Annotated in this window: 25 protein-coding genes and 1 pseudogene; 10 read left to right on the top strand and 16 right to left on the bottom strand. The window is 72.6% G+C overall.

What is annotated here, in order from left to right:
* Positions 1-160: 160 nt before the first annotated feature.
* From ENKNEFLB_RS12620 to ENKNEFLB_RS12610, 3 genes are all read right to left on the bottom strand, one after another.
* Entirely contained in the window at positions 161-649 is a 489-nt protein-coding gene (locus tag ENKNEFLB_RS12620) for a hypothetical protein (protein ID WP_214055748.1), read from the bottom strand.
* A gap of 678 nt (positions 650-1,327) precedes the next feature.
* Positions 1,328-1,624: a hypothetical protein gene (locus ENKNEFLB_RS12615; RefSeq protein WP_214055747.1), complete on the bottom strand. Its 297-nt coding sequence runs from the start codon at positions 1,622-1,624 to the stop codon at positions 1,328-1,330.
* A 204-nt stretch (positions 1,625-1,828) separates the two neighbouring features.
* A complete protein-coding gene (locus ENKNEFLB_RS12610) occupies positions 1,829-2,284 on the bottom strand; it encodes a GNAT family N-acetyltransferase (RefSeq protein ID WP_214055746.1) in 456 nt (151 codons plus the stop codon).
* 180 nt (positions 2,285-2,464) lie between these two features.
* On the opposite strand from ENKNEFLB_RS12610, the gene ENKNEFLB_RS12605 reads away from it, so the two are divergent.
* The gene (locus ENKNEFLB_RS12605) at positions 2,465-2,926 is read left to right on the top strand and encodes an MOSC domain-containing protein (protein WP_214055745.1); all 462 of its coding nucleotides are present in this window, start codon (positions 2,465-2,467) and stop codon (positions 2,924-2,926) included.
* On the opposite strand, the gene ENKNEFLB_RS12600 is transcribed toward ENKNEFLB_RS12605, so the two are convergent.
* The gene (locus ENKNEFLB_RS12600) at positions 2,916-3,668 is read right to left on the bottom strand and encodes a dienelactone hydrolase family protein (RefSeq protein WP_214055744.1); all 753 of its coding nucleotides are present in this window, start codon (positions 3,666-3,668) and stop codon (positions 2,916-2,918) included. The two genes, ENKNEFLB_RS12605 and ENKNEFLB_RS12600, sit on opposite strands and share 11 nt — an antisense overlap.
* A gap of 33 nt (positions 3,669-3,701) precedes the next feature.
* Between ENKNEFLB_RS12600 and ENKNEFLB_RS12595 the strand changes: the two genes are divergently transcribed.
* Both ENKNEFLB_RS12595 and ENKNEFLB_RS12590 read left to right on the top strand, forming a co-directional pair.
* Positions 3,702-5,207 (top strand): cryptochrome/photolyase family protein, encoded by a 1,506-nt coding sequence (locus ENKNEFLB_RS12595; RefSeq protein ID WP_214055743.1) that lies wholly within the window; start codon positions 3,702-3,704, stop codon positions 5,205-5,207.
* Positions 5,208-5,250: 43 nt separating this feature from the next.
* Positions 5,251-5,892 (top strand): flavin reductase family protein, encoded by a 642-nt coding sequence (locus tag ENKNEFLB_RS12590; protein WP_214055742.1) that lies wholly within the window; start codon positions 5,251-5,253, stop codon positions 5,890-5,892.
* Positions 5,893-5,895: 3 nt separating this feature from the next.
* Here ENKNEFLB_RS12590 and map read toward each other — a convergent pair whose 3' ends face one another.
* The gene (map, locus tag ENKNEFLB_RS12585) at positions 5,896-6,663 is read right to left on the bottom strand and encodes a type I methionyl aminopeptidase (protein ID WP_214055741.1); all 768 of its coding nucleotides are present in this window, start codon (positions 6,661-6,663) and stop codon (positions 5,896-5,898) included.
* 44 nt (positions 6,664-6,707) lie between these two features.
* Here map and ENKNEFLB_RS12580 point away from each other — a divergent pair, with 44 nt between their 5' ends.
* Positions 6,708-7,751: an LLM class F420-dependent oxidoreductase gene (locus ENKNEFLB_RS12580; protein ID WP_214055740.1), complete on the top strand. Its 1,044-nt coding sequence runs from the start codon at positions 6,708-6,710 to the stop codon at positions 7,749-7,751.
* A gap of 55 nt (positions 7,752-7,806) precedes the next feature.
* On the opposite strand, the pseudogene ENKNEFLB_RS12575 reads toward ENKNEFLB_RS12580, so the two are convergent.
* Together ENKNEFLB_RS12575 and budC are read right to left on the bottom strand one after the other, a co-directional pair.
* Positions 7,807-8,022, bottom strand: a pseudogene (locus tag ENKNEFLB_RS12575) (VOC family protein); the annotation flags it as partial.
* 151 nt (positions 8,023-8,173) lie between these two features.
* Positions 8,174-8,959: a meso-2,3-butanediol dehydrogenase gene (budC, locus tag ENKNEFLB_RS12570; protein WP_214055739.1), complete on the bottom strand. Its 786-nt coding sequence runs from the start codon at positions 8,957-8,959 to the stop codon at positions 8,174-8,176.
* Positions 8,960-9,004: 45 nt separating this feature from the next.
* Between budC and ENKNEFLB_RS12565 the strand changes: the two genes are divergently transcribed.
* Positions 9,005-9,976, top strand: coding sequence for an aldo/keto reductase (locus ENKNEFLB_RS12565; protein WP_214055738.1), 972 nt, complete (start codon positions 9,005-9,007; stop codon positions 9,974-9,976).
* 27 nt (positions 9,977-10,003) lie between these two features.
* Here ENKNEFLB_RS12565 and ENKNEFLB_RS12560 read toward each other — a convergent pair whose 3' ends face one another.
* Complete coding sequence (locus tag ENKNEFLB_RS12560; protein WP_214055737.1) at positions 10,004-10,477, bottom strand: C40 family peptidase; 474 nt, start codon at positions 10,475-10,477, stop codon at positions 10,004-10,006.
* A 400-nt stretch (positions 10,478-10,877) separates the two neighbouring features.
* Between ENKNEFLB_RS12560 and ENKNEFLB_RS12555 the strand changes: the two genes are divergently transcribed.
* On the top strand, positions 10,878-11,522 hold the full coding sequence (locus ENKNEFLB_RS12555) for a hemerythrin domain-containing protein (RefSeq protein WP_214055736.1): 645 nt from the start codon (positions 10,878-10,880) through the stop codon (positions 11,520-11,522).
* A gap of 4 nt (positions 11,523-11,526) precedes the next feature.
* Here ENKNEFLB_RS12555 and ENKNEFLB_RS12550 read toward each other — a convergent pair whose 3' ends face one another.
* The gene (locus tag ENKNEFLB_RS12550; RefSeq protein ID WP_246535513.1) at positions 11,527-12,102 is read right to left on the bottom strand and encodes a DinB family protein; all 576 of its coding nucleotides are present in this window, start codon (positions 12,100-12,102) and stop codon (positions 11,527-11,529) included.
* Between the two features lie 160 nt (positions 12,103-12,262).
* On the opposite strand from ENKNEFLB_RS12550, the gene ENKNEFLB_RS12545 reads away from it, so the two are divergent.
* Positions 12,263-13,879: a Na+/H+ antiporter NhaC family protein gene (locus ENKNEFLB_RS12545; protein ID WP_214055735.1), complete on the top strand. Its 1,617-nt coding sequence runs from the start codon at positions 12,263-12,265 to the stop codon at positions 13,877-13,879.
* Between the two features lie 66 nt (positions 13,880-13,945).
* Here ENKNEFLB_RS12545 and ENKNEFLB_RS12540 read toward each other — a convergent pair whose 3' ends face one another.
* The 4 genes from ENKNEFLB_RS12540 to ENKNEFLB_RS12525 are packed head-to-tail and all read right to left on the bottom strand — an operon-like array spanning position 13,946 to position 17,426.
* Positions 13,946-14,644, bottom strand: a complete 699-nt coding sequence (locus tag ENKNEFLB_RS12540; protein ID WP_214055734.1) for an ABC transporter permease — start codon at positions 14,642-14,644, stop codon at positions 13,946-13,948.
* Between the two features lie 46 nt (positions 14,645-14,690).
* Positions 14,691-15,605, bottom strand: coding sequence for an ABC transporter ATP-binding protein (locus tag ENKNEFLB_RS12535; RefSeq protein ID WP_214055733.1), 915 nt, complete (start codon positions 15,603-15,605; stop codon positions 14,691-14,693).
* Positions 15,602-16,477, bottom strand: coding sequence for an ABC transporter permease (locus ENKNEFLB_RS12530; RefSeq protein WP_214055732.1), 876 nt, complete (start codon positions 16,475-16,477; stop codon positions 15,602-15,604). The genes ENKNEFLB_RS12535 and ENKNEFLB_RS12530 overlap by 4 nt, the downstream gene beginning before the upstream one ends.
* On the bottom strand, positions 16,470-17,426 hold the full coding sequence (locus ENKNEFLB_RS12525; protein ID WP_246535512.1) for an ABC transporter ATP-binding protein: 957 nt from the start codon (positions 17,424-17,426) through the stop codon (positions 16,470-16,472). The genes ENKNEFLB_RS12530 and ENKNEFLB_RS12525 overlap by 8 nt, the downstream gene beginning before the upstream one ends.
* A gap of 136 nt (positions 17,427-17,562) precedes the next feature.
* Between ENKNEFLB_RS12525 and ENKNEFLB_RS12520 the strand changes: the two genes are divergently transcribed.
* A complete protein-coding gene (locus tag ENKNEFLB_RS12520; RefSeq protein WP_214055730.1) occupies positions 17,563-18,438 on the top strand; it encodes an AraC family transcriptional regulator in 876 nt (291 codons plus the stop codon).
* 3 nt (positions 18,439-18,441) lie between these two features.
* Here ENKNEFLB_RS12520 and ENKNEFLB_RS12515 read toward each other — a convergent pair whose 3' ends face one another.
* The 3 genes from ENKNEFLB_RS12515 to ENKNEFLB_RS12505 form a co-directional block, all read right to left on the bottom strand.
* A complete protein-coding gene (locus ENKNEFLB_RS12515) occupies positions 18,442-18,582 on the bottom strand; it encodes a hypothetical protein (protein WP_214055729.1) in 141 nt (46 codons plus the stop codon).
* Between the two features lie 139 nt (positions 18,583-18,721).
* Entirely contained in the window at positions 18,722-19,423 is a 702-nt protein-coding gene (locus ENKNEFLB_RS12510; RefSeq protein ID WP_214055728.1) for an MBL fold metallo-hydrolase, read from the bottom strand.
* 1 nt (position 19,424) lies between these two features.
* Positions 19,425-20,153 carry a maleylpyruvate isomerase family mycothiol-dependent enzyme gene (locus ENKNEFLB_RS12505; protein WP_214055727.1) on the bottom strand — a complete coding sequence of 243 codons (729 nt, stop codon included), beginning with the start codon at positions 20,151-20,153 and terminating at the stop codon, positions 19,425-19,427.
* A gap of 169 nt (positions 20,154-20,322) precedes the next feature.
* Here ENKNEFLB_RS12505 and uvrA point away from each other — a divergent pair, with 169 nt between their 5' ends.
* Positions 20,323-23,364, top strand: a complete 3,042-nt coding sequence (gene uvrA, locus ENKNEFLB_RS12500) for an excinuclease ABC subunit UvrA (protein ID WP_214055726.1) — start codon at positions 20,323-20,325, stop codon at positions 23,362-23,364.
* A 78-nt stretch (positions 23,365-23,442) separates the two neighbouring features.
* Entirely contained in the window at positions 23,443-23,883 is a 441-nt protein-coding gene (locus ENKNEFLB_RS12495; protein ID WP_214055725.1) for a Rieske (2Fe-2S) protein, read from the top strand.
* Positions 23,884-23,902 lie beyond the last annotated feature (19 nt).

The raw sequence follows: 23,902 nt of genomic DNA, 5'->3' as shown, positions 1-23,902 counted from the left end.
GGATGCGTGCCGCTCGTGACCGGTCCAACCAGTGGTCCAGCCAAGCGGTCGCCGTCGCTGATCGCCTCAGACGTCGCGTGACCGAAGGACGGGTCATCCGTGTCGTGTTCGCTCGCCGTGGTGGAAGAGATGCTGTCAGACCCTCACCACAGCCGCGGTGCTACCGGTAGAGCGGCTGCGCCTTCTCGGGGTCAGCCTCGACAGCGTCGAGGGTCGGATGTCCGATCAGATCCGCGACGGCAGCGGCGGCACCGCCGATGCCCGCGTAGTGCGGGTCGACGTCGAACGCGAAGCACCAGGCGTGGTCGGCAGGCCAGATGAACGCCGGCGGAGGCGTGTGTCCGACCACGGCGTGTTCCATCCGGGGTGTGCCCCAGTCGCCGATGTCGGCGAGTGCGCCCCGGAACATGAAGAACAGGCGGTTCGGTACCGCCACCTTCGGTCGTCCTTCCAGTCCTGGTGGAGTGCCCCACCCGTCCCACAGGCAGAAGTAGACGTCATCAGGAGTGCGCGTATGCGCGGCCAGAACTGTGACGACGTCGCGGACCACGTCGAGGTCATCAGGGGCATCGACGTCCACGTCGCTCTCCGACTGCCCTGGCGCGGTCGGGTCGGGCAGGAAACGCACCCGCGCATAGGTCGGGAACACCTGGGGACCGAACGTCACCAACGTTCCCCACGGGGTAGTCGGTTCTCGGAGCCAGGCCGCGGCCGAGCGGTCGCCGCAGGACGTCAGAGCCACGGGTCATGTTCTAGCACTGCCGTGGCCCCGGATCGGTACCCGTCCGGTCGGGCCTGGCTGAAGGACGGGAGGCGGGCGGCCGGCCCTCGTGGTGCGGGTGCGAGGCCCCGTTCCGTCCCGTCACCCCGGTGTCGAGTGATCGGGACGTCGACGACCCACCCCGCCAAGCAACCAGGTCGGCTCTCGGTGCGTCTATGAGGTAGCCCTCCCGGAAGCGCCGGGGGTCTGCACGAGAGGAGGCGACGTGGTCACCGATCCATGTGACGACTGGGTCCGGATGCAGGAGACCTCCCGAGGTCGACCCGTGGTCGAGGTGGAACAGCAGTACCGGAGATTGATCCGGGCCCACGGGCTCCGGGGGATCAGCGACTTCGATGTCGAGCTGACCGCCCGCGTGATGTCGGACCCTGACTGGGTCCGCCATCGTCCTGTCGACGCTGTCCGCTTCTGCTGGCGGCACCGACGACGCCCGGGTGTTGCCGGCACCGTTCGCGCGCTCGGCAAGCCACGGTTCGTCGGGTGAGCTGGCACCGCGGGGGAGTGCTGCCACGACGTCACGGGTCCCCAGACGGGATCCCCTGCCACTCAGGCAGGTAGGTAGACGATGTCGTGCTCGGTGTCGTAGAGGGCCTCGACCTGCTCGCTGACGGTCGCCTTGCCAGCCGGATCGACCAGGGCGGCGGCGAGCGAGCCGGCGTCGAGGGAGTCCGCGTCCAACCCGGTGACGTCGTCCAGGATGATGGCTGTGCCCTGGGCGTTCACCCTGCCCACGGTGCCGTGGAACGTCTCCCACGTGCTCGAGGAGCCGACAGTCGTTCCGGCGACGATGCCGCCACCGAACAGGACGACGGCCGCGAGAGCTGCGGCGAGGACGATCTTCACTGAGGTTCCTCTCATGGGGCCCGGCCCTCTGCGGCGGGCGATCGTGGAGTCCGAGAGGCCAGCCTCGACAGGGTCCCCGAGGACCAGGGGTGGGCGTACACCGACAGGCACAAGTCCGTCGGGGTGAGCCTACGCCTCGCTGACCTGCGGTTCCGCGACCCGCGGGGACGCCCGAGCCGACTTGTGCCTGTCCGTGTACGCCCGTCACACAGGCAGCGGGCGCGACCACGCCACCTCGCGCGCCAGCTGCCCCGTCGCGGCGAACAGCCGGACCTGGTGCGTCGCGGCCAGGACGGCCGCCAGCTCGTCCCGGTCCGCCGGCGCGAACCCCAGGCCCTGCCAGAACGGCCCCGACCGGCGGCTGAAGAGCCAGGCCGTACGCGCGCCGTCCCCGGCCGCGCGGGCCAGTGCGAACCGGGCCAGCTCGCTGCCGAGCCCCGCCGACCGCGCCGCGGGGCTGACGGCGACGCTGCGCAGCAGCGCGTGCCGCCCGTCCTCGCTGACCTCGTAGCCGGTGCTGGCGACGACCCGCCCCTCCGCGTCGCGCCCGACCCACAGCCGGACGGTCGGAGCGTCCAGGCCGCTCAGGGTCAGGTCGACCTCGCCGAGGAACGCGGTGAGGTCGGCGACGTCGTCGGGTCCCACCTCACTCAGCCACACCTGTCGATCCAACCAGCCCTCGGGGTCCAGGTCTGGCACGCCACAGAACGGCCGGGTCACGCGGAGCGGGAAGGAACGAAGTCCGTAACCTCCTGGGCGGCACCGGGCTGACCTGCACGACCGGATCGACGGCCGGACCCGCCGCCGACTTCGTTCCTTCCGGCTACGTACGCTCCGCACGTGAGCTCGCGCGTCCAGTCCCTGCACGTCGCCAAGGGCCGTCGGCTCCCGATGCGGGAGGTGCCCGAGGTGCACGCCGAGGCCGGCGCCGGCATCGTCGGCGACCGCTACCACGGGAGCCGGCACCGGCACGTGACCGTGCAGAGCGCCGAGGCGCTGGCCGAGGCCGAGGAGCGGTTCGGCGCGCCAGTGCCGGCGGGGCTGACCCGGCGCAACGTCACCGTGGACACCGGGACGGTCCCGACCGCGCCCGGCACCCGGCTGCGGGTGGGGGAGGCGCTGCTCGAGGTGGTCCGGGTGGCAGCGCCCTGCAAGCTGCTCGACGACACGATCGGCCGCGGCGCCCAGGAGGCGTTGCGCCGCCGGGGCGGGTCGGTGCTGCGGGTGCTGGAGTCCGGCCGGATCGCGGTCGGCGACGAGGTCGAGGTGCTCGAGGCGCCCCAGGAGACCGTCAGTCCCTGAGCTTCTCGCCGAAGAACCCCAGCACCCGGTCGACGGCGACCTGCTGGCGCTGCATGGTCACCGTCGAGTGCCCGACGCCGGGCAGGTCGACGCGCAGGAACGCCTCGCCCAGCTCGCGGTCGAGGGTGTCGAAGCGGGTGCCCGTGGCGGGGTCCTTGGCGAACTGCAGCCCCAGCACCGAGCAGCCGCCGGCGGCTCGCCGCTTGACCGTCGCCAGGTCGTCCGGCGACAGGTTGAGGTCGGCGGCCCGGGCCTTGCCGACCGGGAACGGTGCCGACGGCTGGCACAGCACCGGCGCGGCCACGCTGTCGTCGACCATCATCGCCAGCGCGAAGCCGCCGGTGAAGCACATCCCCAGCGCGCCGACGCCGGGTCCGCCGAGCTCGGCGTGCAACGTGCGGGCCAGGCTCCGCAGCCACCCCGCGACCGGGGTCGTCTCGCCGGTGGCGAGCTTGGTGAACTCCCGGCTCACGCAGACCTGGCGGAAGGCCTGCGCCACGTGCGCCGGGCTCATCCCGCGCCCCGGCGTGCCGAACAGGTGCGGCATCACGACGGTGAACCCCGCGTCGACGACCTCCTGCGCGAAGGCCGCGACCTGCGGGGTGATGCCGGGGATCTCGTGGATCACCACGACGCCGGGCCCGCTGCCGCGGCGGTACGTCGGGTGGGTCGTGCCCTCGTCGTCGGTGTGGTCGCCGAGGGTCCAGCCCTCCAGGGCCGGCGGCGTCGCGGTGCTGGTCATGGGGGTGAGTATGGCGTGGCTAGCCTCGCGCGCATGGCGACGTCCGTACCGGTCCGGCTGGTCTACCCCCACCAGCTCTTCACCGAGCACCTCGACGCACCGGACGGCACCACGTTCGTCCTGGTCGAGCACGACCTGCTGTTCCGGCAGTACGGCTTCCACAGCCACAAGCTGGTCCTGCACCGCGCCTCGACGGCCCGCTTCGCGGCACGGCTGCACGAGGCCGGGCACGCCGTCGAGCTGGTCGGCAGCGACGGGCGCACGACCAGCCGCGCCGCCACCGGCCGCGTGCTCGCCGACCTCGGCGCCACCGAGGTCAGCGCCTACGACGTGGTCGACGACTGGCTCTCCCAAGACGTCGAGGCCACCCTCGACGAGGCCGGGCTGACCCTCGGAGGGGACGCCGAGGCGGGTCACACCTGGCTGGACACCCCCAACTTCCTGGCCACCCGCGACGACCTCACCACCTACTTCGGCACGGCCGGCAAGAAGCCGCGGATGCAGCACTTCTACGCCTGGCAGCGGCGCCGCCTCGACGTCCTGGTCGAGTCCGACGAGCCGGTCGGCGGCAAGTGGTCCTTCGACGAGGACAACCGCAAGAAGCTGCCGAAGAACCACCCCGTCCCCGACGTCGCGCTCTTCGGCGGCGAGCGGGACGCCGCGGTCGAGGACGCGGTGGCGTGGGTGGCCGAGCACTTCCCCGACGCCCCCGGGGACCCGGTGACCTTCGCGTGGCCGACCACGCACCGCGAGGCCGAGCAGGTGCTCGAGCAGTTCCTCGAGGAGCGGTTCACCCAGTTCGGGCCGTACGAGGACGCCGTCTCGACCCAGCACCCCTTCGTCTTCCACGGCCTGCTGACCCCTGGTCTCAACATCGGGCTGCTGTCACCGGCGCTGGTGCTGGAGCGCGCCCTGGCCGCCGCCGACGAGCACGACGTCGACCTGCCGTCGGTCGAGGGGTTCGTCCGCCAGGTCATCGGCTGGCGCGAGTACATGCGGGCCACGTACGTCCGTCACGGACGCCAGATGCGCAGCCGCAACCACCTCGGCCACGGCCGCCCCCTGGCCGACGGGTGGTGGACCGCCGAGACCGGGCTGGACCCGGTCGACGCGGTGCTGGAGCGGGTGCTCGAGCGGGGGTACGCCCACCACATCGAGCGGCTGATGGTCCTCGGCAACGCCATGTGCCTGCTGCGCACCGACCCCGACGCGGTCTACGAGTGGTTCATGGAGATGTTCGTCGACGCCTACGACTGGGTGATGGTGCCCAACGTCTACGCCATGTCCCAGTTCGCCACCGGCGAGATGATCACCACCAAGCCGTACGTCTCCGGCAGCAACTACCTGAAGAAGATGACCGACTTCGGGCCGGGGGAGTGGCGCGAGGACTGGGACGCGCTGTACTGGACGTTCGTGCGCGACCACCTCGACGTCTTCACCCGCAACCCGCGCAGCTCGATGATCGCGCGGTCCTACGAGGGCATGGACCCGGCGAAGAAGGCCGCGCACAGCCGCCGCGCGGCCCCCTGGTTGGGGTGACCGGCCGCCGGGGACGGGGCCGTGCGGGACTACGGTGGGTCCCATGAGCTCAGCCGCCCTCCCGGAGCCGGACCCCGCCGACGGCGGGCCGCGGCCGTCGTACGAGGTCGACCGCGGGCAGCCGTGCCCCGAGCTGTTTGAGGCGTGGCTCGGTGACGCCGGGCGCGACCTGGTCTCCGACGACCCGACCGCCGGTCAGCCGGTCGGCCACGCCGAGGGCTCACGCGCGTTCCGCGACGTCCTCGGCCGCTTCGCCTCCGGCGTCACGGTGGTGACCGCGGTCCACGGCGGCGTGCCGGTCGGGCTGACCTGCCAGTCGTTCTCCAGCGTCTCGCTCGACCCGCCGCTGGTGCTGTTCGTGCCGTCGCGGACCTCACGGGCGTGGCCGCTGATCCGTGAGACCGGGTCGTTCTGCGTGAACCTGCTGGCCAGCGACCAGGCGTGGGTGTCGAACACGATGGCCAGCAAGGGCGTCGACAAGTTCGCCGAGGTCGAGTGGCGGCCCTCGTCGCGCACCGGCTCGCCGGTGCTCGCCGGCACGCTCGGTCATGTCGACTGCACCATCGAGGACGTCCACGAGGCCGGCGACCACGACGTCGTCATCGGCCGGGTGCTCACGCTGGCCGGCGAGGCCCCGGGCGACCCGCTGCTGTTCTACCGGGGGCGCTACCGCACCACCGGGTGACGTTCAGTCGCGGGCGGTGAGGACCAGCGGCCCGTCGCCGGTGATCGCGATGGTGTGCTCCATGTGGGCGCCGCGGGAGCCGTCGACCGAGCGGATGGTCCAGCCGTCCGGGTCGAACTCGATCTCGTCGGTGGTGTGCAGGAACCACGGCTCGATCGCGATGACCAGGCCCTCGCGCAGCTTGAGCCCGCGCCCGGCGCGGCCGTCGTTGGGCACGTGCGGCTCGCCGTGCATCGTCTTGCCGACGCCGTGGCCGCCGAACTGGAGGTTGACGCCGAGGCCGGCCGCGCGAGCGACCTCGCCGATCGCGGCGGAGATGTCGCCGAGGCGGTTGCCCGGCACGGCCTGCGCGATGCCGGCGGCGAGCGCCTGGTCGGTGGTCTCGATGAGGTCCAGGTCCTCCTGCCGGGGGGTCCCTACGACGACGGACAGGGCGGAGTCGGCGACCCAGCCGCCGAGGCTGACCGCGAAGTCGACCGAGAGCAGGTCGCCGTCGGCGAGCGCATAGTCGTGGGGGAGGCCGTGGAGGACCGCGTCGTTGACCGAGGTGCACAGCACCTTGCCGAACGGGGAGGCGCCGAAGGAGGGGTGGTAGTCGATGTAGCAGGACTCCGCGCCCGCGTCGCGGATCATCTGGTGGGCGAGGGCGTCCAGCTCGAGGAGGTTGACCCCGACGTCGGCCTTCTCCTCCAGCGCGGTGATCACCGAGGCCACGAACCGTCCGGCGGGTCGCATCTGCTCGATCTGGGTGGGGGTCCGGAGCTCGATCACGTCGCTCAGCCTACGGGGGCCGCGTCTCTGGCAGGGTGGCGGCCATGAAGCTCGGTCTGCAGCTGGGGTACTGGGGCGCGCAGCCCCCCACCGGGGTCGCGGAGCTCGTCGCCGCCGCCGAGGAGTCGGGGTTCGACGCCCTCTTCGCCGCCGAGGCGTGGGGCTCGGACGCCTTCACGCCGCTGGCGTGGTGGGGCCGCGAGACCAGCCGGCTGCGGCTCGGTACCTCGATCGTGCAGATGTCGGGCCGGACGCCCGCCTCGATCGCGATGCACGTCCTGACCCTCGACCACCTCAGCGGCGGCCGGGTCGTGCTCGGGCTCGGCGTGAGCGGCCCGCAGGTAGTCGAGGGCTGGTACGGCGCACCGTTCGCCAAGCCCCTGGCCCGCACCCGCGAGGTCGTCGACATCGTCCGTCAGGTGCTCGCCCGGCGGGGCCCGGTGACCAACGACGGCCCGCACCACCCGCTGCCGTACGTCGGTGACGACGCGACCGGGATGGGCAAGGCGCTCAAGCCGATCGTGCACCCGTTGCGCGCCGACGTGCCGATCTGGCTCGGCGCGGAGGGGCCGAAGAACGTCGCCCAGACCGCGGAGATCGCCGACGGCTGGATCCCGCTCTTCTACACGCCCGGCAGCGCGCACCTCTACCGCGACTGGCTGGACGAGGGCTTCGCCCGCCCGGGCGCCCGCCGCAGCCGCGCCGACTTCGAGATCGCCGCCTCCTGCCACCTGCAGGTCGTCGCCGACGCCGCCGAGAAGGACCGGGTCGTGCAGGCGATGAAGCCGACCGTCGCGCTCTACATGGGCGGGATGGGCGCCAAGGAGCAGAACTTCCACAAGCAGGTGTTCGTGCGGATGGGCCACGAGGCGCTGGCCGACGAGGTCCAGGAGCTGTACCTGGACGGGAGGAAGGACGAGGCGGCCGCGCTCATCCCGGACTCCCTGGTCGACGACCTCCACATCATCGGCGAGCCCGCCGAGGTCCGGGAGAAGGTCGCCGAGTGGGAGGAGACCGGCGTGACCACGCTGCTGCTCAGCCTGCGCAGCGCCGACGAGGTACGCCGGGTGGCCGACGCCGTCCTGTAGGCGCGGTGGTCGAGGAGCGAGCGAAGCGAGCGTCGTGAGACCCGCCCCGGACGCGCTACCGCCCCTCCCACGTGGTCACGCACGCCCGGTTCCCCTGCGCGTCGGCCAGCACCCAGAACGCCGAGGCGGCCGAGTCGTCGACCAGCTCCCCACCCGCCGCGACCGCGGCAGCGATCCGCTCCGGGGCGACCTCCGGCGGCACCCGCAGGTCGAGGTGCCAGCGCTGCCGGGGCGTCTCGTGGGCGTCGGTGGGCTGGAACCAGATCGAGGCCCGGCGACCAGCCGCACCGTGCCGCCCAAGTCACCGGTGTCGAAGCTGGCGTGGAGACGGTCGATCAGCATCCGCCAGTCGCGCAGGTCCTCATCCACCAGGTCCTGCTCGGCCAGCAGCCGTGTGGGATCCACCGGGTCCACCGGGGGCCTCAGTGCGCCTGCCCGGTCGAGGCGGTCGTCCCGCCGTCGACGGGCAGCCACGCCCCGGTCACGTACGCCGCGTCGTCGCTGGCCAGCCAGAGCACCGCCGGCGCGACGTCCTCGGGCCGGCCCGGCCGCCCGAGCGCGATCCGGTCCTCGGCCTTGGCGAGCGCCTCGGGGTCGTCGGCGACGGCCTGGGTCAGCCCGGTGATGGTCAGCGCGGGGGCGACGGCGTTGAGGCGCACGCCGCGCGGGCCGTAGTCGAGGGCGAGCGACTGCACGAAGTTCATGATCGCGGCCTTGGTGGCGTTGTAGACCGCCTGGCCCCAGTCCCCGCGCATCCCGGAGACCGACCCGACGACGACCAGGTTGCCGCCGACCTTCTCCAGCTCGGGCAGGGCGTGGCGTGCGACGTGGACGAAGCCGTCGATGTTGGCCGAGCGCACCGTCTCCCACGTCGCCAGCTCGATCTCGTCGAACGGCCCGTTGGCGTACGCCGCGGCGTTGTTGACCACGACGTCGAGCCGGCCCCACCGCTCCAGCACGGCCTGCACCATGGCCGCCGCCTGCTCGTCCTCGGACACGTCGGAGACCACGACCAGCCCGCGGTCGGCGTCGTACGGCGCCAGGGTCTCCTCGAGCGGCTCGCGCCGGCGGCCCGCGACGGCCACCCGCGCGCCGTTGGCGAGGAACGCGTGCGCGACGGCGCGACCGATGCCGCTGCCCCCACCGGTGACCAGGACGACCCGGTCGTCGAGGGCGTACTGGTTGCTGGTGGTCCCGGGGGTGCTCATGCCGCGACCCTAGGTCTGTCCGGAGGGGTGACGCAGGATGGAGGCATGGACTACACGCGACTCGGACGGACCGGCCTGGAGGTGCCCCGCCTGACGGTGGGCTGCATGAGCTGGGGGGACCCGGCCCGCGGCGGGCACCCGTGGGTGCTCGACGAGGCCGCCGCCCGCGAGATCGTGGTGGCGGCGCTCGAGGCGGGCCTGACGTTCTTCGACACCGCCAACGTCTACTCCGGCGGGAGCAGCGAGCAGTTCACCGGCCGGATCCTGCGTGACGTCGCCGACCGCGACGACTACCTGCTGGCGACCAAGGTGCACGGACGGATGCGGCCCGGGCCGAACGGCGCCGGGCTGTCGCGCCAGGCGATCATGACCGAGATCGACCACTCCCTGACCCGTCTCGGCGTCGACCACGTCGACCTCTACCAGATCCACCGGTGGGACCCCGTGACGCCGATCGAGGAGACGATGGAGGCGCTGCACGACGTGGTGAAGGCCGGCAAGGCCCGTTACCTCGGCGCCTCGTCGATGTGGGCCTGGCAGATGGCCAAGGCCCAGCACGTCGCGGTGGTCAACGGCTGGACGCCGTTCGTGTCCATGCAGGACCACTACAACCTGCTCTACCGCGAGGAGGAGCGGGAGATGCTGCCGCTCTGCGCCGACCAGGGCCTCGGAGTGCTGCCGTGGAGCCCGCTGGCGCGCGGCCGGCTGGCCCGTCCGTGGGACAGCACCACCGCACGGACCGAGACCGACGAGTTCGGCGCGACCCTCTACCGGGACGAGGACGCCGCGGTGGTGCAGCGGGTCGGTGCGGTCGCCGAGCGGCGGGGCGTGTCGATGGCGCAGGTGGCGATGGCCTGGCTGCTCGCCCAGCCCGTGGTGACCTCACCGATCATCGGCGTCACCAGGATGGACCACCTCACCGACGCCCTCGCGGCGGTCGACCTCGAGCTCGGCGACGACGAGGTCGCCGAGCTGTCCGACGGGTACGTGCCCCACGCGGTGGTGGGGCACCGCTGAGCCGGGCCGGCGGCCCGGCTCAGTCCCTCACGGGCGGCGGACGACGTACGAGGAGGTCCAGATCGGGTCGATCTTGACCGGGGTGCCGGAGCGGCTGGCGTGCACGATCTGGTTCTTCCCGAGGTAGATGCCGGCGTGGTAGGCGTCGCCGTTCGAGACGAACACGATGATGTCGCCCCGCCTCTTGTTCGACTTGGCGATCGCGCGGAGGCCGGCCTTCTGCTGGTCGGTGGTCCGCGGGATCGTGCGACCGGTCCGGCCGTAGGAGAACTTCGTCAGGCCGGAGCAGTCGAAGGCGTTCGGTCCGGTGGCGCCGTACCGGTAGGGGTCGCCGCGCTGGGCGAGCGCGACCTTGGTGGCGCGGAGCCGCTGCTTCTCGGTGGTCTTGACGGTGGCTGCCTCGGCGGACTGCCCACCGTGCTCCGCGGGCAGTGCGCCCAGCAGACCGGTGAACAGCAGGGTGCCGAGCAGGACGGCGAGCGTGCGTGTGACGACAGACATGGGTGGACCCTTCGTCCACGCCTGCGGAATGTGACCTGTCGGGTTCGGGCTGACGGTGCCCGCTCAGCGTGCTGAGCTCACCCCAAGGCTCCGCAGCGGACTGCGGGGCCGTATTACTCGGGCATCCCATCTCCACCCAGGGACCTGGCGGCACGGAGCGGGTGGAGCTCGGCGCTCTCCGGCCGGCGGGCCGGGCGGCTCGCGACGAGCAATGTACGCGTTCCCGAGCCGAGCGGACCAGGGGCCGTTGTGCCCAGGCCCGGCGTGCCGCCACACGGACCGCCGCGTGTCCCACGACCTGCCCGAGGGGCCCAACGTCCGGGACGGGCCTGACCGACGACTCTTCCCCCGGGTCTCCCCGCGCTCCTAGCGTGCTGAGATGGACCCGTCGACTCCAGGCATGAGCATGAACAAGCTGATCCATCGGGCCGTTCGACGAGACCTCCACCGGTTCCGCAGCGCCCTGGCCGCGTTCGTGGACGGTGACCGGGACCGGGCCGCGGCGCTGCACCGGGCCTGGGAGAACTTCGAGGCCCAGCTCACCGAGCACCACCAGGGCGAGCACGAGATCGCCTGGCCGGCACTGACCGCGATCGGGGTCACCGGACCGACCATCGACTCCTTCGACGCCGAGCACGACGCGATGGCCGCTGACCTGGCGCTCGCCGGGGACGTCATGCGGCAGCTGAGGGACTCGGCCAGCCGCTCGGACGCCGACGCTGCCGGTGTCGCGATGGCGAGGCTCGAGGGCACGACGGTCACCCACCTCGACCACGAGGAGCAGGAGACCGAGGCGCCCCTGGTCCAGCACCAGAGCCATCCCGCGGTGAAGGACATGGGGAGGAGGTTCAGTCGCCGCTCGGGCCCGGCCACGGCGGGGACCTTCTTCGCGTGGATGCAGGACACCCCCTCGTCGACCGACTCGGCCGCGCTCCGGGAGCACGTCCCCGGCCCCGTCCTGACCGTGCTCGGTGGGCTCTTCGGGCGTCGCTACCGTCGTGAGGTCGCGCCCGTCTGGGCGGGGACGGACGCCGGCTCCGCCTAGCCCGTCACTCCCCGACCCGCCCGTCGATCCTCTCCCGCACCAGGTCCGCGTGCCCGCAGTGCCGGGCGTACTCCGTGATGATCCGCAGCACCAGCCACCGCAGGTCGACGTCCTCGTGCCAGTGGAGGGGGCGCGCGGTGTCGTCGAGGTCGTGGGCCGCGACTTTCTCGCGGGAGACGGCGCAGTCGGCGCGCCAGGCCCGCAGGTCGGCTGCGAAGTCGGCGTCCGCCGGCGGGTCGAAGTCGAGGTCAGGGTGGTCGTCGCTGAAGAACAGGGACGGGACGTCGCGGCGCTCGAAGTTCTGCTGGAACCACCACCGCTCGACGTCCGCGAGGTGGCGGACCAGGCCGTGCAGGGACAGCGTGGACGGGGGCACCGGTCGGCTCCGGGCCTGCTCCGCGGTCACGCCGCGGCTCTTCATCTCGACCGTCGCGCGGAAGTGCTCCAGGTAGGCCGCGAGCGCCTCGCGCTCCCCGGCGACGCGGGGGATGCGCGGGCGGTCGTCGTCAGCCCAGCCGGGCGCGAAGGCGTCCGCGCCCGGACCGGACTCCGGCGCATGATCGGCAGAGGGGTCGCTCACCCCGTCACCCTGGTCGCCAGGAGCTCGGTCGTCCAGGGCCTCGGTCCTCGCGCCGCAGGGAGGGGCAGAGCCAGGGGAGCACTACGCGTCGGGCCGGGGATCCTGGTGGCGGGGCTGCCCGGGGCCTAGGGTCTAGACCACCTTCGGCAGAGGAGCTCGCATGGTCGACACCGTCCCGATCCTGACCCTGGTCCCCCCGTTGATCGCCATCGGGCTGGTGGTGGCGACGCGCAAGGTGCTGCTGAGCCTCGGTCTGGGGGTGGTGGCCGCCGCCCTCCTGATCGAGGGCTTCTCGCCCTGGGGCACCGTCACGCAGGTCCTGGGCGCGTTCGCCGAGATCTTCTGGGTCGACGGGGCGGTGAACACCACCAAGGTCTACATCCTGGTCTTCACGCTCATGCTCGGCGTGATCACGGCCCTGATCATGATGTCGGGCGGCACCCGCGCCTTCGCCGACTGGGCCCAGACCAAGATCAGGACCCGGCGGGGGGCGACCCTGCTGCCGGCGGGGCTGGGCGTGGCGATCTTCGTCGACGACTACTTCAACGCCCTCGCCGTGGGACAGGTCAGCCGGCCGGTGACCGACACCCACCGGGTGTCCCGGGCCAAGCTGGCCTACCTGGTCGACTCCACCTCGGCCCCGGTGGCGGTGCTGGCGCCGTTCTCCAGCTGGGGCGCGTTCATCCTCGGGCTGATCGGGACCGAGGTCGCGGCCTCGTCGCTGGACCTCAGCGAGATCGCGGCGTTCCTGCAGGCGGCCGGGGCGAACTACTACGCCTTCGCGGCGCTGCTGCTGGTCGCCTTCGTGGCCGTCCTGCAGCTCGACCTGGGGGCGATGCGCGCGGAGGAGCGGCGCGCGATCCTCGAGGGGAGGTGCTTCGACGAGAGCGACGACATCCCCGGGCAGCTCGCCCAGGACCTCCCGGTCCACCGGCCGGGCGCCAAGCTGGCCCTGATCGTGCCGTTCGTCCTGCTGGTGGTGGGCGTGCTGGGCGGCATCGTGTGGACCGGGCAGCGGGCCGCCGGCTCCTGGTCGGCGGTCGACATCCTGGCCTCGACCGACGTCACCTTCGCCCTGATCATCGGCGGTGTCCTCGGTCTGGCCGCGGCGCTGTACTACTACGTCCGCGACACCTCCGAGAACCCCAGGTTCGGCACCAGCACGCTGGGCCGCGGCTGGCTCGAGGGCGTGAAGTCCATGATGCCGGCGGTCAGCATCCTGGTCCTCGCCTGGATGCTCGGTGCCCTGATCGAGGAGCTCGGCACCGGGGAGTACCTCGCCGGCCTGATCGAGGGTTCCGCGCTGTCACCGTCCTGGCTGGTGCCGATCGTGTTCCTCCTCGCCGCCTCCATGGCCTTCGCCACCGGCACCTCGTGGGGCTCGTTCGGTCTGCTGATCCCGCTGGCCGGCGGGATCATCAACTCCCTGGACGCCCCCGAGCTGCTGCTGCCCGCGCTGGGCGCGGTGCTGGCCGGGGCGGTGGCGGGCGACCACGCGTCCCCGATCTCCGACACCACGATCCTCAGTGCCACCGGGGCCGGCTGCAACGTGATCACCCACGTCACCACGCAGCTGCCCTACATGGGCCTGGCGGTCGTCGCCTCGACCCTCGGCTACGTCGCCGTCGCCCTGGGCGGCACCGCGACCGCCGGTCTGGCGGTCACCCTGGTGACCACGGGCAGCCTCGCCCTCATCGCGATCAAGGTGTGGGGGCCGGTCGTCGACGACGCGGACATGCCGCAACGGCAGGGCACCGGGACGGCCTCGGGGGCCTGAGGGCGGGCCGCCACCCAGCCGCGACCGGACGCCGTGCCGGCGGTCCGGACGCGACCGCTGAGTGCGTCAGTCCTCGCCGCGCAGCGAGAACGACCGCAGCCGGTCGCCCGCCAGCCACACCCCGCCGACGGTGACGACCACGCTCGCCAGCACCGCCCACACCAGGTTCGTCGGGTCGGGGAGCTCCGCCGACACCTCGGACCCGATCCGCAGGCCCCACTGGGCGACGCTGAGCCAGGCGACGCCGCTGAGCAGGTTGCCGAGCAGCCCCTCCCAGATCAGCACGAACAGCAGCGACACGATCACCGCGTGCCGGGTGAGGGCGGAGACGGCGAGGAAGAGCGCGGAGTACGTCGTCCCGGCCACCACCGCGGCCAGGCCCATCGCCGGCGCACGGTCGCCGCCACCGGCGACGAGCGCGGCCACGAACAGCGGGAACGCCCCGGCGACGAGGGTGGCGGCCCAGGCGACCACCCACTTGCTGAGGGCGACGGCGTGCCGGCTGATCGGCTTGGACAGCAGGTAGACGATCGACCCGTCGTCCACCTCGGGCCCCAGCACCGACGACGCGGCGAGCACGGCCACCAGCGGGAGCACGATCGGGTAGCCGAGGCCGGGCAGCAGCGGCCAGGCCGCCTCCCGGTCGGTCAGCGCCGCGATCAGCACGGTCAGCCCGACCAGCAGCACCGGCAGGGCCAGCAGCAGCCAGAAGCGGCGGCGGCCGAGCAGGGCCTGGGCGGCGAGCCGGACGATGGTGGCGTTCACGCGGCACTCCTCATCGGGCCGGTCATCGGGCTGGTCATCGGGCCGGTCATCGGTTCACCAGGTAGGCGAAGACGCTCTCCAGCGACTCGTCGCTGGGGGAGAGGTCGAGCAGGGTCAGGCCGTGCGCCCGCGCCCACTGCGGCAGGCCGACCGCGAAGCTGCCGAGGTCGGCGACCTCGACGTCGAGGCCGCTATCGGGCCGCAGGCGTACGGCCCGGACCGACGGCTGGGCGATCAGGACGGTGGCCAGGGCGCGGTCGTCGCTGGACGTCACCGCGTACTGCACCGGGCGGTCGGTCATCAGCCGGCGGATCGCGCCGAAGTCGCCGGAGGCGGCGTGCCGCCCGGAGACGACGACCTCGATGTGCCGGGCGAGACGCTCGACCTCCTCGAGGATGTGGGAGCTGAAGAGCACCGTGCGGCCCTCGTCGCCGAGCCGGCGCAGCAGGTCCATCAGGTGCATCCGCTGCCGGGGGTCGACGCCGTTGAACGGCTCGTCGAGCAGCAGCAGGGCCGGGTCGTGCACCAGGGCGGCGGCGATCTTGACCCGCTGGCGCATCCCCTTGGAGTAGGTGTCGAGGTTCCGGCTCGCGGGCTCGACCATGTCGACCACCCCGAGGATCCTCTCGGTCGCGGCGCCGGCGTCGTCGAGCCCGTGCAGGTCGGCGTTGGCCCGCACGAACTGGCGGCCGGTGAGGTAGCCGAAGCTGAGCTCGCGCTCGGGCACCAGGCCGATCTGCCGGTACGCCTCGGTGTGCCGCCACACCGGCTGCCCGTCGAGCAGGACGGTGCCGGCCGACGGGGCCAGGAACCCCGTCATCAGCGCCATCAGGGTCGTCTTGCCGGCGCCGTTCGGGCCGAGTAGCCCGGTGACGCCGGGGCTGATCGTCAGGGACACGTCGTTGACCGCGACGACGTTGCCGAACCAGCGGGACACCGAGTCCAGGACCAGGGTGCTCATCGCGAGGCCACCTTCATCAGGCGCCGGACCAGGGCGGCGGTGGTGACGGCCGCGACCAGCACGGCGACGGCGAGGTACGCCACGACCCACCCGCCGTCCGGCGGGGTGAAGACGGTGACGCCGGCGTCCCACGCGTCGGCGAGCCCGCTGTGCAGCGACCACGGGGACGCCAGCCCCGCCGCGACCCCGACGTCGTCGGCGCCCTCGGCCGACGCGATCGCCTGGACGGCGGTGACCACGCCGGGCACGACCACCAGGGCGACGATGGACCCGACGATCGCGAAGCCGCGGCGCAGCGACACCGAGGAGATGAGGCCGGTGATCCCGGCCACCACCGTGGTGGTGAGCAGCAGGAGCGCGACCGCCTTGAGCAGTGCGGTGGTCTGCTCGGAGACGTCGAGGCCCGCCAGCAGCGCCCCGACGTACAGGACGAGCAGGGGCAGCAGCGTGAACACCAGCAGGGCGCTGGTCAGCGACAGCCACCGGGTCAGGGCGAAGACCGGTGCCGGCAGCGGGCGGGCGAGGTAGAGCACGATCGAGCGGTGGCGCAGGTCGCGGGAGAACAGCACCGGTGCCTGGGCGGCGGCGAAGAGGCTCACCAGCAGCTGGGTCTGGGTGGTGTAGGAGGCGTACCCGATCGGCAGCTCGTCGAGGCTGATCAGCGTGACCACGCCGACGACGACCGCGGCGGGCAGGGTGCAGAGCCCGAGCAGCAGGAACGGCAGGATCTTGGACTTGCCGGACCGGCCGAGGCCGAAGGCGTGACGCAGCCCGGTGACGTAGAGCGTCCGCGCGATGGTCGCGGTCCCGTCGCGGGGGCCGTCGTAGCGGCGGTAGCCCAGGTCGTGGATGACGCCGGTGCGCTCAGCCACGGGCCACCTCCTCCTGTGCGGACGCGGGGCCCTGGAGGAACACGTCCTCGAGGTGGTGGCGGTCCGGCTGCAGGCGCATCAGCCCGAGCCCCAGGTCGGCGGCGGTGTCGCGGACGAGGTCGTGGACGGGCAGCTGCGGCGCCGGGTCGATCACGATGGCGGTGCCGCGCGGGCGGCAGGGCAGCCCCGCCGCGGCCAGTGCCTCCCCGAACCTGTCCCGCTCCGTCGACCCGCCGACCACCTCGACGAGCAGGCTGCCCGTCTGCTCGAGGAAGTCGCCGGTCGCGCTGGAGCGGAGCAGGTGGCCGGCGTCGAGGACGATGACGTGGTCGCTGACCTGCTCCAGCTCGCCGAGCAGGTGGGAGGTCACCAGCACGGCGATCCCGAAGTCGCTGCCGATGCGGCGGACCAGGCGCAGCATGTCCGTACGGGCGGCCGGGTCCAGGCCGTTGGTCGGCTCGTCGAGGAAGACCAGACGCGGGTCGTGGACCAGGGCCTGGGCCAGCTTGGCGCGCTGCTTCATCCCGGTGGAGAAGCCGCCCATCGGGCGGTAGCGCTCCTCGTCGAGGCCGACGTGGCGCAGCACGTCGGCGGACCGCTCGCGCGCGGCGGAGGCGCCGAGGCCGGACATCCGGGCCATGTGCACCACGAAGTCGCTGGCGCTGACGTCCGGCGGCAGGCAGTCGTGCTCGGGCATGTAACCGACCAGGCGGCGGATCTCCTCGGCCTCGGACGCGATGTCGTGACCCAGCACGGTCGCGCGGCCCGAGCTCGGCTCGAGGAGGCCCAGCAGGATCTTGATCAGCGTCGACTTGCCGGCACCGTTCGCACCGACGAGGCCGGTCACGCCGCTGCCGACCTCGATGTCGAGGTCGGTCAGCGCGTGCACCTGCCCGTAGTGCTTGGTCAACCCGGTGGTCGCGATGACCTGCTCGCCGTCCTCCGTCACGGGATCGACCTTAGCGAGGGTGGAGGTCGCCGGGTCGGACGCGGGACGGGTCGGTACGACCCGACCGGATCCGACCGCGATCATCGGGTCCGGGGACGGGCCGCCCGACCAGGATGGGACTCGGAAGGAGGACTCCATGATCGCTGCACTGAACCGGGCCGTCGACGCCGTCGAGGCACAGCTGGCGGACGACCCGTCCGTCGCGGTCGACGCGGCCGACGTCGCCGCCGCGCTCGGCACCACCGAGCACCACCTGCGACGGATGTTCTCGTCGCTGGCGGGGATGCCGCTGTCGGACTACGTGCGCCGACGCCGGATGGCGCTGGCCGCGGCGGACCTGGTGCGGACGCGTACCGACCTGCTCACGCTCGCGGTGCGGTACGGCTACGGCTCCACCGAGACGTTCGGGCGCGCGTTCCGCGCCGTGCACGCCGTCGGCCCCGGTGACGCGCGACGCGACGGGGGTCCACTACGTACACAACCGCGGATCAGGTTCCACCTGACCGTCGAAGGGAGCGTCCCCATGGACACCCGCATCACCGACCTACCCGCGCTGCGCCTCGTCGGCCACGCCGCGCGCGTCCCGCTGGTGCACACCGGCGTGAACCAACGCATCGCCGAGCACGTCGCCGGCATCGCGCCCGAGGAGACCGCGCGTCTCAGAGCGCTCAACGACACCGAGCCGACGGGGGTGCTCGCGGTCAGCGACGACCTGGACCCCGACCGTGCGGAGGGCACCGAGCTCACCTACCTGCACGGCGTCGCCACGACCGGTGCCCCACCCGCGGGGCTCGACGTGCTGGACGTGCCGGCGGGCACCTGGGCGGTGTTCCGGACCGAGGGGCCGCACCCCGAGGCCCTCCAGGAGGCCTGGGCCGCGACGGCCACCACGTGGTTCCCCTCGCAGCCGTGGCGCCTGCGTCCCGGGCCCGAGATCGTGGCGATGCTGGCCTACGACCCGGAGGCCGGCAGCGCCACCTGCGAGCTGTGGCTGCCCGTGGAGCCGGGATGAGTCCTAGCGGACCGGGCGCTGCCCACGCCGGGCCTTGACCTTCTCGACGGCCTCCTTGATCCGGCGCTGGTTCTCCGGCTTCTGGGCCTCGGTGTAGAGCTTCCGGGCCACGCCGATCGCGGCGGCACTGCGCATGATCCTCATGCACAATTTTTACCGGTGGGGGCCAAGCGGAGGGGTCCGCCTGCTGTAACGCTGTGTTACTTCACCTGGTCCGACGTCAGGACGATGCGCGAGACGAAGTAACACAGCGTTACAGCTGCGCCTGGGTGGCCGCGCCAGGTCACCAGCCCCGCGCGCGCCACTCGCCGAGCTGCGGGCGCTGGTCGCCCAGGGTGGAGTCGTCGCCGTGGCCGGGGTAGAACCACGTGCTGTCGGGGAGACGGTCGAAGACCCGCGCCTCGAGGTCGTCCATCAGCGAGGTGAACTCCGCCGGCCCGGCGGTCTTGCCGGGGCCGCCGGGGAAGAGGGAGTCGCCGGTGAAGAGGTGGGCGCGGCCGTCGCCGCGCTCGGCGTCCTCGAACAGCAGCGCGACCGAGCCGGGGGTGTGGCCGGCCAGGGCGATCACGTCGAGCGAGCAGGACCCGACCGCGACGGTGTCGCCGTGCCCGACCGAACGCGTCACGGTGACGCCGGTCTGCTCGGTCACGGCGTCGGCGTCGGGGGAGCCGACGACGACCTCGGCGCCGGTGGCCGCCACCACGGCGGCCAGACCGCGGTGGTGGTCCCAGTGCTGGTGGGTGGTGATCACGGTGGCCAGGCCGCCGTCGCCGACCAGCTCGAGCAGGCGCTCGGGCTCGGCCGCGGCGTCGACCAGCACCTGGTCGCCGGTGTCCTCGCAGCGCAGCAGGTAGCAGTTGTTGCTCATCTCCGGGTCGACCGCGACCTTCGTGATCCGCAGGCACCCGGCCGTCCGGGTCTGGGCCGGCCCGCCCGGCGCGACGTCCCCGACGTACTCGTCCTGCCCGGTCTGCTGCTCGTTCATGTCACCACTCCTGGATCCGCGGCAGGTCGCCGCCGTTGCTGGTCAGTCCTTCGCCGCGGCCGCGGCCGCTGAGCCACCACGCGATCTGGGGGCCGGGCCCGCTCACGGTCACCCGGCCACGCTCGGCGTGCCAGGAGCGGCCGAGGTCGGTGGCCAGCAGCGTGACGCCCGGTGCCCGCACGCGCAGCGCCTCCACCGTGGCGACCACGAACGACCCGGGCCACTCCCGGGGCGTGTAGCCGGCGTCGAGGTCGACGTGGTGGATCTCCACCTCGCGGTGGCGCATCCCGAGCACGGCGTGCGCGGGCAGGAGGTCGGGGGAGTCCGGCAGCCGGCGGAACCCGGACTCCCAGCGCTCCTCCGGGAAGTCGCCGACCGCGTCGAGGAAGAGCCGTACCGAGGCGAGCAGCCGCTCGCGCAGCTCGCCCGGCGTCGCGTCGGCGAGGTCCTCGATGTCCTGGTCGCGGCGGCGCTGCGAGGGGTACATCGCCGGCTCCCCGCCCGCGGCCGCCCCGCGCAGCACGCCCTCGAGGCTCTCGGCGTTCAGCGCCAGGTGGGCCACGACGTGGCCCCGGGTCCAGCCGGGCAGCAGCGAGCGGGCGGCGTACGACTCGTCGGGCAGCTCGTCGACGCGGCGCACCAGGCGCTGGGTGGCGTCCTCGAGGTCGGGGAGCCTGGCCGCCCCGGACCGCCCCGTCGGCGGGGGTGGTGCGACGTCCGCGGGGTTCACGCGCCCATGGTGCTGCACCGAGCGGTCACCCGGAAGGGGTGTCGGCCTCCCGTGAGAACCTGAAACACGGACGACGCGCGGAGTTGCGCGCCGGGCGTCGTGACGACGAACATGTGTTCGACCAGCCCGTGACCCACCCGGGCGCGGACCGAGCACCGGAAGGACCAGCGTGGCTGACCAGCTCATCATCCGGGGCGCCCGGGAGCACAACCTCAAGGACGTCTCCCTCGACCTCCCTCGTGACTCGCTGATCGTCTTCACCGGTCTGTCGGGCTCCGGCAAGTCGTCGCTGGCCTTCGACACGATCTTCGCCGAGGGGCAGCGCCGCTACGTCGAGTCGCTCTCGGCGTACGCCCGGCAGTTCCTGGGCCAGATGGACAAGCCCGACGTCGACTTCATCGAGGGCCTCTCGCCGGCGGTGTCGATCGACCAGAAGTCGACCTCGCGCAACCCGCGCTCGACGGTCGGCACCATCACCGAGGTCTACGACTACCTGCGCCTGCTCTACGCCCGCGCCGGGCACCCGCACTGCCCCACCTGTGGCGCCCCGATCGAGCGGCAGACGCCGCAGCAGATCGTCGACCGGGTGCTGACGCTGGAGGAGGGCCGCCGGTTCCAGGTGCTGGCCCCGGTGGTCCGGGGCCGCAAGGGCGAGTACCTCGAGCTCTTCAAGCAGCTCCAGGTGCAGGGCTTCAGCCGGGCCCGCACCAACGGCGAGACCCACGCGCTCGACGAGCCGCCGACCCTGGACAAGCAGAAGAAGCACACCATCGAGGTCGTCGTCGACCGCCTCGCGGTCAAGGAGACGGCCAAGCGCCGGCTGACCGACTCCGTCGAGACCGCGCTCAGGCTCGCCGACGGCCTGGTCCTGCTCGACTTCGTCGACCTCCCCGACGGCGACCCGCAGCGCGAGATGCGGTTCAGCGAGAAGATGTCGTGCCCCAACGAGCACGTCCTCGACACCGACGAGCTCGAGCCCCGCTCGTTCTCCTTCAACTCACCGTTCGGCGCCTGCCCGGCCTGCAGCGGCCTGGGCACCCGGATGGAGGTCGACCCCGAGCTGGTCGTGCCCGACGGCACCGCCACCCTCGGCCAGGGCGCCATCCAGCCGTGGTCCGGCGCGCACGTCGCCGACTACTTCCTCAAGCTCCTCGGTGCCCTCGGCGACGAGCTCGGCTTCGACCTGAACACGCCCTGGGACGACCTCTCGCCCAAGGCGCGCCGCTCGGTGCTCGACGGCCACAGCACCAAGGTGCACGTCGTCACGCGCAACCGGTACGGCCGGCAGCGCAGCTACCACGCCGCCTTCGAGGGCGTGCGGCCCTACATCGAGCGCCGCCACCGCGAGGCCGAGACCGACACCAGCCGGGACCGCTTCGAGGGGTTCATGCGCGAGGTGCCCTGCCCCACCTGCCAGGGCAGCCGGCTCAAGCCGGTGATCCGCGCGGTGACGATGGGCTCCACCGAGCACGGCGAGATGAACATCGCCGAGGTGTGCGCGCTGCCGATCAACGAGGCCGCCGCCTTCCTGGAGACCCTCGAGCTCAGCACCCGTGAGCGCCAGATCGCCGAGCAGGTGCTCAAGGAGATCCAGGAGCGGCTGCGCTTCCTGCTCGACGTCGGCCTCGACTACCTCTCCCTCGACCGGCCCTCCGGGTCGCTCTCGGGCGGCGAGGCGCAGCGGATCCGTCTCGCGACCCAGATCGGTGCCGGCCTGGTCGGCGTGCTGTACGTCCTCGACGAGCCCTCGATCGGGCTGCACCAGCGCGACAACCAGCGGCTGATCGAGACCCTCGTACGCCTGCGCGACCTCGGCAACACCCTGATCGTGGTCGAGCACGACGAGGACACCATCAAGGTCGCCGACTGGGTCGTCGACTTCGGTCCCGCTGCCGGTGAGCACGGCGGCCAGGTCGTGCACAGCGGCACCGTGGAGGACCTGTACGCCCACCCCGACTCGATGACCGGGCTCTACCTCTCCGGACGCCGGGAGATCCCCGTGCCCGAGGTCCGCCGCCCCCGCACCCGGGGCCGCGAGCTCACCGTCGTGGGCGCCAAGGAGCACAACCTCCACGACGTCACCGCCAGCTTCCCGCTGGGGCTCTTCGTCGCCGTCACCGGTGTCTCGGGCTCGGGCAAGTCGACGCTGGTCAACGACATCCTCTACACGTCGCTGGCCAAGCAGATCTACAACGCCCGCGCCGTGCCCGGCCGGCACCAGAAGATCACCGGCCTCGAGCACGTCGACAAGGTCATCCATGTCGACCAGTCGCCGATCGGGCGGACGCCGCGGTCCAACCCGGCCACCTACACCGGTGTCTTCGACCACGTCCGCAAGCTCTTCGCCTCCACCCAGGAGGCCAAGGTCCGCGGCTACCTGCAGGGCCGCTTCTCCTTCAACGTCAAGGGCGGGCGCTGCGAGGGCTGCTCCGGCGACGGCACGATCAAGATCGAGATGAACTTCCTGCCCGACGTCTACGTGCCGTGCGAGGTCTGCCACGGCGCCCGCTACAACCGCGAGACGCTCGAGGTGCACTTCAAGGGCAAGACCATCGCCGAGGTGCTCGACATGCCCATCGAGGAGGCCGCGGAGTTCTTCGCCGCGGTCCCCGGCATCGCGCGCCACCTCAGCACGCTGGTCGAGGTGGGGCTCGGGTACGTCCGCCTCGGCCAGCCGGCCACCACCCTGTCCGGGGGCGAGGCGCAGCGGGTCAAGCTGGCAGCCGAGCTGCAGAAGCGCTCCACCGGGCGCACCGTGTACGTCCTCGACGAGCCGACCACCGGGCTGCACTTCGAGGACATCCGCAAGCTCCTGCTGGTCCTGGGCAGGCTGGTCGACCAGGGCAACACGGTGCTGGTGATCGAGCACAACCTGGACGTCATCAAGACCGCCGACTGGGTCGTGGACATGGGCCCCGAGGGTGGGTCGCGCGGTGGCCAGGTCGTCGCCGAGGGCACGCCCGAGGACGTCGCCCAGGTCGAGGGCAGCTATACGGGGCAGTTCCTCGCCCCGTTGATCGAGGGCCGGGGAGCCACGCAGCCGGGGCCCCCGCGCAAGCCGCCGCCGCCCCCGGAGCCCAAGACCAAGGCCGGGAAGAAGGCCGCCGCCAAGAAGGCGGCCGCGGAGAAGAAGGCCTCGGCCGCCTCGACCGGGGCGACCGCCCCGGCCCGCAAGCGGGCCGCGACCAAGGTCACCTCCCGCTCGGCCTGACCGTCTGCCCGACCGGGCGCTGGCTACGCTCAGCCGCAGACCGTCCCCGGTGCCCGCACAACCCTCGAGGAGCCCGTCGTGGCCGACGCCGTCCGTCCCCCCTGCCTGTCCCGTCGCCGTGCGCTGAGCGGTGCCGCGACCCTCGGCCTCGCCGCGCCGGTGCTCGCCGCCTGCGGCGGGTCCGACTCGGCGGGCGACTCCCCGGCCAGCGCGGCGCCGTCACCGCAGGCCGACGGCCCGCTCGCCGCGACCGCCGACGTGCCCGTCGGCAGCGGCGTGATCCTCGAGGAGCAGGGCGTCGTGCTCACCCAGCCCACCGAGGGCGACTTCAAGGCGTTCTCGTCGATCTGCACCCACCAGGGCTGCCCGGTGACCGGCATCGACGAGGCCGGGATCAGCTGCACCTGCCACGGCAGCCTGTTCTCCCTCGACACCGGTGAGCCCGAGTCGGGACCGGCCAGCTCCCCGCTGCCGGCCGTCGAGGTCACCGTCGAGGGCGGCGAGATCAGCCTCGCCTGACCGGCCCGCCGGGCAGACC

This window comes from Nocardioides aquaticus, from assembly GCF_018459925.1.
GTDB classification, from domain to species: domain Bacteria; phylum Actinomycetota; class Actinomycetes; order Propionibacteriales; family Nocardioidaceae; genus Nocardioides; species Nocardioides aquaticus.
Note: the sequence above shows the minus strand (reverse complement) of the source record. Positions and strands in the feature narration are given on the sequence as shown.

Bases quoted from the DNA above. Each gene is read 5' to 3' on its own strand.
- ENKNEFLB_RS12535 (WP_214055733.1), bottom strand. From the start codon at position 15,605: ATGAGCACCCTGGTCCTGGACTCGGTGTCCCGCTGGTTCGGCAACGTC.
- ENKNEFLB_RS12515 (WP_214055729.1), bottom strand. From the start codon at position 18,582: ATGAGGATCATGCGCAGTGCCGCCGCGATCGGCGTGGCCCGGAAGCTC.
- ENKNEFLB_RS12600 (WP_214055744.1), bottom strand. From the start codon at position 3,668: ATGACCAGCACCGCGACGCCGCCGGCCCTGGAGGGCTGGACCCTCGGC.
- budC (WP_214055739.1), bottom strand. From the start codon at position 8,959: ATGAGCACCCCCGGGACCACCAGCAACCAGTACGCCCTCGACGACCGG.
- ENKNEFLB_RS12580 (WP_214055740.1), top strand. From the start codon at position 6,708: ATGAAGCTCGGTCTGCAGCTGGGGTACTGGGGCGCGCAGCCCCCCACC.
- ENKNEFLB_RS12555 (WP_214055736.1), top strand. From the start codon at position 10,878: ATGAGCATGAACAAGCTGATCCATCGGGCCGTTCGACGAGACCTCCAC.
- ENKNEFLB_RS12565 (WP_214055738.1), top strand. From the start codon at position 9,005: ATGGACTACACGCGACTCGGACGGACCGGCCTGGAGGTGCCCCGCCTG.
- ENKNEFLB_RS12520 (WP_214055730.1), top strand. From the start codon at position 17,563: ATGATCGCTGCACTGAACCGGGCCGTCGACGCCGTCGAGGCACAGCTG.
- ENKNEFLB_RS12510 (WP_214055728.1), bottom strand. From the start codon at position 19,423: ATGAACGAGCAGCAGACCGGGCAGGACGAGTACGTCGGGGACGTCGCG.
- ENKNEFLB_RS12590 (WP_214055742.1), top strand. From the start codon at position 5,251: ATGAGCTCAGCCGCCCTCCCGGAGCCGGACCCCGCCGACGGCGGGCCG.
- ENKNEFLB_RS12545 (WP_214055735.1), top strand. From the start codon at position 12,263: ATGGTCGACACCGTCCCGATCCTGACCCTGGTCCCCCCGTTGATCGCC.
- ENKNEFLB_RS12595 (WP_214055743.1), top strand. From the start codon at position 3,702: ATGGCGACGTCCGTACCGGTCCGGCTGGTCTACCCCCACCAGCTCTTC.
- ENKNEFLB_RS12560 (WP_214055737.1), bottom strand. From the start codon at position 10,477: ATGTCTGTCGTCACACGCACGCTCGCCGTCCTGCTCGGCACCCTGCTG.